At 28.9% G+C, this 6,799-nt stretch carries 8 protein-coding genes; 7 read left to right on the forward strand and 1 reads right to left on the reverse strand.

All coding sequences use genetic code 11. The features are described 5' to 3' along the window. Positions 1-524: type IV pilus twitching motility protein PilT (locus tag J7M77_RS16150; RefSeq protein ID WP_296880423.1), on the forward strand; the 524-nt coding region annotated here is incomplete at its 5' end. A 42-nt stretch (positions 525-566) separates the two neighbouring features. Here the strand turns inward: J7M77_RS16150 and J7M77_RS16155 are convergent. Continuing rightward, positions 567-1,748: an aminotransferase class I/II-fold pyridoxal phosphate-dependent enzyme gene (locus tag J7M77_RS16155; protein ID WP_296880424.1), complete on the reverse strand. Its 1,182-nt coding sequence runs from the start codon at positions 1,746-1,748 to the stop codon at positions 567-569. 107 nt (positions 1,749-1,855) lie between these two features. On the opposite strand from J7M77_RS16155, the gene J7M77_RS16160 reads away from it, so the two are divergent. The 6 genes from J7M77_RS16160 to J7M77_RS16185 all read left to right on the forward strand — a co-directional run. Beyond that, positions 1,856-2,737 (forward strand): LysR family transcriptional regulator, encoded by an 882-nt coding sequence (locus J7M77_RS16160; RefSeq protein ID WP_296880425.1) that lies wholly within the window; start codon positions 1,856-1,858, stop codon positions 2,735-2,737. Positions 2,738-2,884: 147 nt separating this feature from the next. Beyond that, on the forward strand, positions 2,885-4,066 hold the full coding sequence (locus J7M77_RS16165; protein WP_296880427.1) for a hypothetical protein: 1,182 nt from the start codon (positions 2,885-2,887) through the stop codon (positions 4,064-4,066). A gap of 188 nt (positions 4,067-4,254) precedes the next feature. Next, a complete protein-coding gene (locus tag J7M77_RS16170) occupies positions 4,255-4,605 on the forward strand; it encodes a helix-turn-helix transcriptional regulator (protein ID WP_296880429.1) in 351 nt (116 codons plus the stop codon). After that, positions 4,606-5,436 carry a hypothetical protein gene (locus J7M77_RS16175; RefSeq protein ID WP_296880431.1) on the forward strand — a complete coding sequence of 277 codons (831 nt, stop codon included), beginning with the start codon at positions 4,606-4,608 and terminating at the stop codon, positions 5,434-5,436. Continuing rightward, positions 5,429-6,124 (forward strand): polyphosphate polymerase domain-containing protein, encoded by a 696-nt coding sequence (locus J7M77_RS16180; protein ID WP_296880433.1) that lies wholly within the window; start codon positions 5,429-5,431, stop codon positions 6,122-6,124. Before J7M77_RS16175 ends, J7M77_RS16180 begins: the two co-directional genes overlap by 8 nt. A gap of 14 nt (positions 6,125-6,138) precedes the next feature. Then, positions 6,139-6,799 (forward strand): DUF4956 domain-containing protein (locus tag J7M77_RS16185; RefSeq protein ID WP_296880434.1); only part of this gene is annotated, 661 nt, incomplete at its 3' end.

A 6,799-nucleotide genomic window follows, 5' to 3' on the forward strand; every position in this document is an offset into this window, starting at 1 on the left:
AACGTGAAGTTTTTCATGATACTGAAAACTATGTTTCCGCTTTACGGGCGGCTTTAAGAGAAGCTCCTGAAGTAATCTTAGTTGGGGAAATGCGGGATTTAGAAACAATTGATATCGCTATTACAGCGGCAGAAACGGGACACTTAATTTTCTCTAGTTTACATACTGTCGGTAGTGCTAATACAATTGATCGGATGATCGATGTTTTCCCACCCGCTTCCCAGCAGCAAGTTAGTGTGCAGCTGGCAATGGTATTAAATGCAGTAATCAGCCAGCAGTTATTACCGGGTATTGATGGTAAAATGATTCCAGCATTTGAAATTATGATTTGTAATCAGGCAATTAGGACCTTGATTCGTGATGGGAAGACTCATCAAATTGATAATACTATTTCCAATAGCCGCCAGCTAGGAATGATTACCATGGATGAAGCAATCATTGAATTATATAAACAAAATAAAATTACTAAAGAAACGGCAATTATGTATGCTGTTAATCCTAAAGTGATTGAACGTCGTTTATAGAAAGAGGTAAATCTCTTTCTTTTTTTGTTAATAAAAGACAGTTCAATGACTGTCTTGATTTTTAAATAAATAATCTATTCTATTGATTGCTTCTAATAAAACTTGTCTAGTTACTCCAAAATTTAATCTAATAAAGCCATAACCATCTTTACCATGATCTAATCCGTTATTTATACCAATATGACATTTTTCTAAAAATATTGTTTTAATTTCATTTAAATTGAGTGAGGATTTTCGACAGTCGACCCATAAAATATAGCTAGCTTCTGGCATAATTGGTGTTATGGGTAAATTTCTTTTCTTACATTCTGATACAAATAATTTTAAATTTTCTTGTAAATATAATTTACATTCTTCAAGCCACTGTTCCCCACTTCCGGCGGCAATTGCTAAAATAGCAGCAATCGTAAATGAATTAGTAGCATAGTGAAAGTCATAGGGAATAATTTCTTGGTCCCATTGGTTTTGCAACTTTTGATTAGCTATAAATACCATTGCAAATGCTAAACTCATTAAATTGTATCCTTTTGAAAAACTGAATAATTGAATACTGATTTCTTTTGCTTTGTCATTGACATTTAAAATCGGAATATGTTTATGGTCACCGTAGGTGATTAAAAAATGAACTTCATCAGATAGTATTAATACGTTATATCGATAACAAATATCTACCAATTGAGTTAATTCTGTTTTTGTGAAAACTCTCCCAGTAGGATTTTGGGGATTGACAAGAATAAACATTTTAGGACGATATTTTTTTATTTTTTGTTCAAAATCATTTAAATCAAGTTCATATCTTCCATCAATTAATTTCATTGAATTTAGAATTAATTTGCAGTTAGCACCTTCAATGGCTGTTTTAATAGGGGCAAAATATGGTGAATGCATAATGATATAATCACCAGCTTTTGTATATATATTTAATGCTAAACGGATTGCTCCAATTGTACTAGGTAAATCTCTGATCCATTCTTTTTTGATTTCTAAATTATAATTTCTTTTAAAATAACTGATTAAAGCCTGATAATAGGAATTTGGTTTCATACGATAGTTATAGGTATTTTCCATGGCTACTTTGGTTAGAGCCTCTTTAATACATGGTGCGCAGCAATAATCTAGATCAGCAGTTGCCATGCCAATAAAATCATCATAATTTTTTGCCTGATTCCAGCGATAAGATTCGTTATTTTTATGATCTAATGTTACATCAAAGTTATATTTCATTATTTGTTCCTCCTGACATTTTTATTTTCTCATAAAAGATAAGGAAGATAAAATTGAAATGCGGTATAATAAATATACATGATATGCATATTTCAGGAGGTGGCAACATGACGATAAATGATATTGAATCATTTTTAACGATTGTAAAATATCATAATATTTCTAAAGCAGCTGATTTTTTACATGTAACACAGCCAACCCTTACTAGAAGGATTCAGTTATTAGAAGCAGAACTTGGGTATCAATTATTTATTAGAAACCGTGGCCAAAAAAAACTTGAATTGACAAAAGAAGGTAATGCTTTTATTAAAATTGCTAAAAAATGGGAATCTTTGTTTAATGAATCACGTGAAATAGGTTTAATGCCTTTTGAAAAACATTTATCAATTGGTTCAGTTTATAGTGTAAGTCATGGTATCTTATTGGATATTTATAAAGATATTTTAAAATCGGGTATTTCGCTTTCGTTATATAATGTTTTATCGGAAAATGGTTTTCGTGATTTGCAGCTAGGTTTATATGATATTATCTTAATTGAACAACAAGATTATAATTATATTATGCCGGCTGATTTTATCATGAAACCACTATTTAGTGAAAAATATGTAATTGTTTCTAAAGATGAATTAGATATTGATCGACTAGATAGATTCCAAGAAATATACATTCCTTGGAATAAGGAATTCCGTTTTTGGCATAATAAGTGTTTTCCTATAAATAACGCGCAATTAATTCTTGAAGATGTTTCATTATTAGCTGATTTGCTAGATACGAAATGGTGTTTTGTACCATATTCGTTTGCAAAAAATTTAGATAATGTTTATTATTATGAAATATTTGATGACATCCCTTATAGAACTATTTATGCAGTATATAAAGCAACTGATAATATAGAGCTGATTAATGATTTTATTAAAAAAATAGAATCATATATTAAAAATAATTTTGATTTTGAAAGTTTATATTTATTATCTTGTAATTCTTTTTAAAATGTTGTTTAAGAAAGAGCTGACTCTTTCTTTTTTTTGTATTTTTATCACAAAAAAATTAGAGAATTAAAAATTTTATTGTTTTGGTTATAAATTGGTTATATAATAGTTATAAATGGGAAAACATGATGAATTAAGGAGCTAAAAATGGTCAAGAAAAGAATGATAAAAGTTAAAACGATTGGGAAACTAGGCATTATTAATAAAAAAAGTGAATTTCCTCGAGAGAAAATGCGAAGTATGCAAGTTGAGTTATTGTTGATATATCTTATTTTAAACAGAAATTCTACATTTGATAATCAGCAATTAATTGAACTTCTTTGGCCTGATGGTGATATTGATAAACCTGAAGGAGCATTGCGTAATTTGATTTATCGGGCTCGAAAAGAGATGAAGTTTTTATTTGATGATGGATTAGACTGTATTAAATCTAAAGGGCACAGTTATTCTTGGAATAATGAAATAATGTGCCAGGTAGATTATGAAATGATCATTAAAATCTGCCATAAAATCAATAAAGAAACTGATGTATTTAGGCAATATCAACGCTGTTTAGATTTGCTTGATTTATATACCGGAAGAATCTTGCCAGGGTTTGATAGTAAATGGATCGTAGAACTTAATAATTCGTTAAACAGTATAATTATTGAAGCGTTAAATCATTGTTTACAAAAATTAAGTGATCATAATATGTTTAAAGAAGTAATTGATCTTTGTAAACATAACAACATGGTTTATTTTAATGATATGAAAATTTATGAATTCCAGCTTTATGCATATTATCGAAGTGGAAAATTAGAAGAAGCAATGAGTTTTTTTCATTGGTGTGTTGATTTATACTATCGCAGATATTGTTTAAAAGTAAGTGCACGTCTAAAAGAAATTCATCAGATGATCTTAAATGAAGTACCTACCTTACCTTTAGATATTGACGAGTTTGAAAGAAAATTAAATTATGAAAGTCAACTAGACGAACCACAATATGTTGATTATGATATTTTTAGAAGTATTTATCAATATAATCATCGAAATATAAAACAGAATGATGATATTTATGGTTTAGTTTTATTGACACTAATTGATAAATCAAATCAATTAGATAAATTAGAAATAAAACAGGGGACTAATTTATTGCAAGAAATAATAAAAAATAGATTAGGTAAAAATGATGTTTATAGTCAAATTAATCAACAACAATATGTATTGATGATCCAGGTTGTTTCGTTTAGAGAACTGCAAAAATTATTAAAGCGTTTAATAAATAGTTTTGAACATAAAAATGGACTAACTGAACTAGTTTTAGCTAGTAATTATAAACTTATTGAATGACATAATAAAGGAAATATTTATTATGTTTTTTTATTTTTGGTTATATTTTGGGAATAAAATGGTTAAAAATAACAAATTTATAACATTTTTATTTCAAAAATATATCACAAATTAATTAGATGTTCTATAATGATAAAAGATTCATCCAAATGTGATTGATAAAGTAAAAAAGAAGTGAGGATATAAAAATGGCAGAAAAAATGAGTGTAATTTTAGGAAATACAATTCGCAAAGAAAGAAAAGCACGTAATTTAACACAACAGGAGTTAGCAGATATTACCGGGATTTCAAGAAGACATATCGCTAATATTGAAAGTGGTAAGATCAATGCATCATTTGAATTGATCATTGCTATTGTAAAAGAGTTAAATATATCAATTGATAACATTATCTATGCTGAGTTATCAAATGAGTGTCAAAACAATTTACAACAAATGGCTGTTAAGTTATCAAGATGTTCAGCCTTGCAACGTGAAATTGTTTTAAATACGGCTGATTATATGACCGAAGAATTTTTGAATTTGGATCTTAAACGTTAAATGAAAGTAATAATCGCAGTACTCGTTAGCATGTTTTTGCTTTGTGGCTGTAATGATGAAAGTAAGCAGCAAGCTAGTATTTTTTCCTGGCATCAAGAAAATATCGTTGCGGATACAAAGCCCTTTTTTACAACCTTGAAAGAGTTAAATATAGATACTGTTTATCAGTGTTTTTCAAGCAGTTTAAGTGATCAAGAAATTAAAGAGTTTGTTGATAAATGTGATGAAAATGAAATTGATCTATATTATTTGTGTGGTGAAAAGGAATATGGATTAATAAAAAATCAAGCTAAATGGTTAAATGAAGTTGATCAGGTATTAAGATTACAACAAATTACCCATAAGCAGATTAAAGGTGTCGTTTTTGATGTGGAACCGTATTTATTAGATGAATATGACCAGGATCCATTAGCAGTGATGGATCAGTTTGTTGAAAATGGACAGGCGGCATATAACTATGCTAAAGAAAATAGTTTAGAAGTTATTTTATGTATTCCTTATTATTATGATCATAAGGGGTATCATGATCAATTAGAAAAATTAGTTAAAGAGTGTTGTGATCAACTGGCAATCATGAATTATTATCGTAAAGACGAAGCTAAACATATTCAAGATGAAGTAAAATTATGTAAACAGTATAATAAACAATGTATTAATATTTATGAATTCAATGATGGTAAAGGAATTACTGAACAAAACACTTACCATGATATTGGATTAACTGGGGCTTATGATAATTTTACCAAGTTAAAAGAAAAGTTAGCTGATGATAAATTAAAATTAAGCCTGCATGACTATGATGCTATTAGGGAGTTATTGGAAAATGAATGAGGTATTAAGACAAGAAAAGAAATTTTTACTTAATCTTGAACAATATTATCGTTACAGTAATTATTTTGCACAAGTGTTAAAGCTTGATGATCACAGCCAAAATGATGGTTATGAGATTCGTTCATTATATTTTGATTCTTTAGATGATCGTGATTTTCAAGAAAAAGAAGATGGAATTGAAACTAGACGTAAGATTAGATTGCGCAACTATGGTGCTAATAGTTCTTTTGCTATGTTGGAAATGAAGCAAAAGCAAGGCGCTTTACAGAAAAAAAGATCGCTTAAAATGAATCAGGACGATGCTTTAGCGCTAATTAATGGCAATTATGGAGTTTTATTAAAATATCCAGAAGCTTTTGCTAGGGAATGTTATACAATGATGAATATTCATTGTTATCGTCCGGTTTGTGTTGTTAGCTATCAGCGTAAGGCTTTTGTTGCTAAGGAAAATAAAATTAGAATTACGTTTGATCATCATATTGTTGCTAATGAAAGTGATTTTAATATTTTTTCCGCTGATTTGCTTCAAAATCCTGTATTAGATCCTTATTTAGTAGTTTTAGAAGTTAAATACAATGGTTTTTTACTGTCGTATATCAAAGATGTAATTAACGTCATTGATCGAAGTGAAACATCAGTAAGTAAATATTGTTTAGGAAGAAGTGTATCAAAACATTATCTTTTTTAAGATAGGAGGGTATTATGAAAGATATTTTAAGAACTATTTTGGAACAGGGGACAGCATTAAGCGTTGAAGAAATTATTTTGCACATTGTGGGAGCAACGATCATTTCTTTTGCAATTTATGTATCATACTGGTATACCCATGTTGGTACTGCATATAGTAAAAAGTTTAATGTATCTTTAGTTACTTTAACGATTTTAACAGCAACAGTAATGACTGTTATTGGTAATAACATCGCCTTATCTTTAGGTATGGTAGGGGCTTTATCAATCGTTCGTTTTAGAACAGCGATAAAAGACTCTCGCGACACTACTTATATTTTTTGGGCGATAATTGTCGGAATTTGTTGCGGTGTTGGTGATTACCTGGTTGCTAGTGTGGGGACTGCAATGGTATTTATTGTTTTATTATTTTTAGGTCGGGTTCGTAATGAAAATCGGATTTTATTAATTATTAAAGGTTCTTTAACGAAAGAAAATGAAATTGAACGGATTGTTTTTGAATATTTTAACCAAAAAGCACTGTTACGAGTAAAAAACACTACATCAAAGACGATCGAATTAATTTTTGAATTAAGTAAAAGTGCTTATGATCTAACTTATAAAAATCCTAAAAGTATTGAACAAACATTATACACTTTAGGAGAAATCGAATATGTTAATATTGTTACGCAAAATG

This window comes from Thomasclavelia sp. (genome assembly GCF_017889095.1).
Classification (GTDB): Bacteria; Bacillota_I; Bacilli_A; order Erysipelotrichales; family Coprobacillaceae; genus Thomasclavelia.

What these genes read in the sequence shown, in the direction of transcription:
- J7M77_RS16155 (WP_296880424.1), bottom strand. Translation starts at nt 1,748, where the DNA reads ATGAAATATAACTTTGATGTAACATTAGATCATAAAAATAACGAATCT.
- J7M77_RS16160 (WP_296880425.1), top strand. Translation starts at nt 1,856, where the DNA reads ATGACGATAAATGATATTGAATCATTTTTAACGATTGTAAAATATCAT.
- J7M77_RS16165 (WP_296880427.1), top strand. Translation starts at nt 2,885, where the DNA reads ATGGTCAAGAAAAGAATGATAAAAGTTAAAACGATTGGGAAACTAGGC.
- J7M77_RS16170 (WP_296880429.1), top strand. Translation starts at nt 4,255, where the DNA reads ATGGCAGAAAAAATGAGTGTAATTTTAGGAAATACAATTCGCAAAGAA.
- J7M77_RS16175 (WP_296880431.1), top strand. Translation starts at nt 4,606, where the DNA reads ATGAAAGTAATAATCGCAGTACTCGTTAGCATGTTTTTGCTTTGTGGC.
- J7M77_RS16180 (WP_296880433.1), top strand. Translation starts at nt 5,429, where the DNA reads ATGAATGAGGTATTAAGACAAGAAAAGAAATTTTTACTTAATCTTGAA.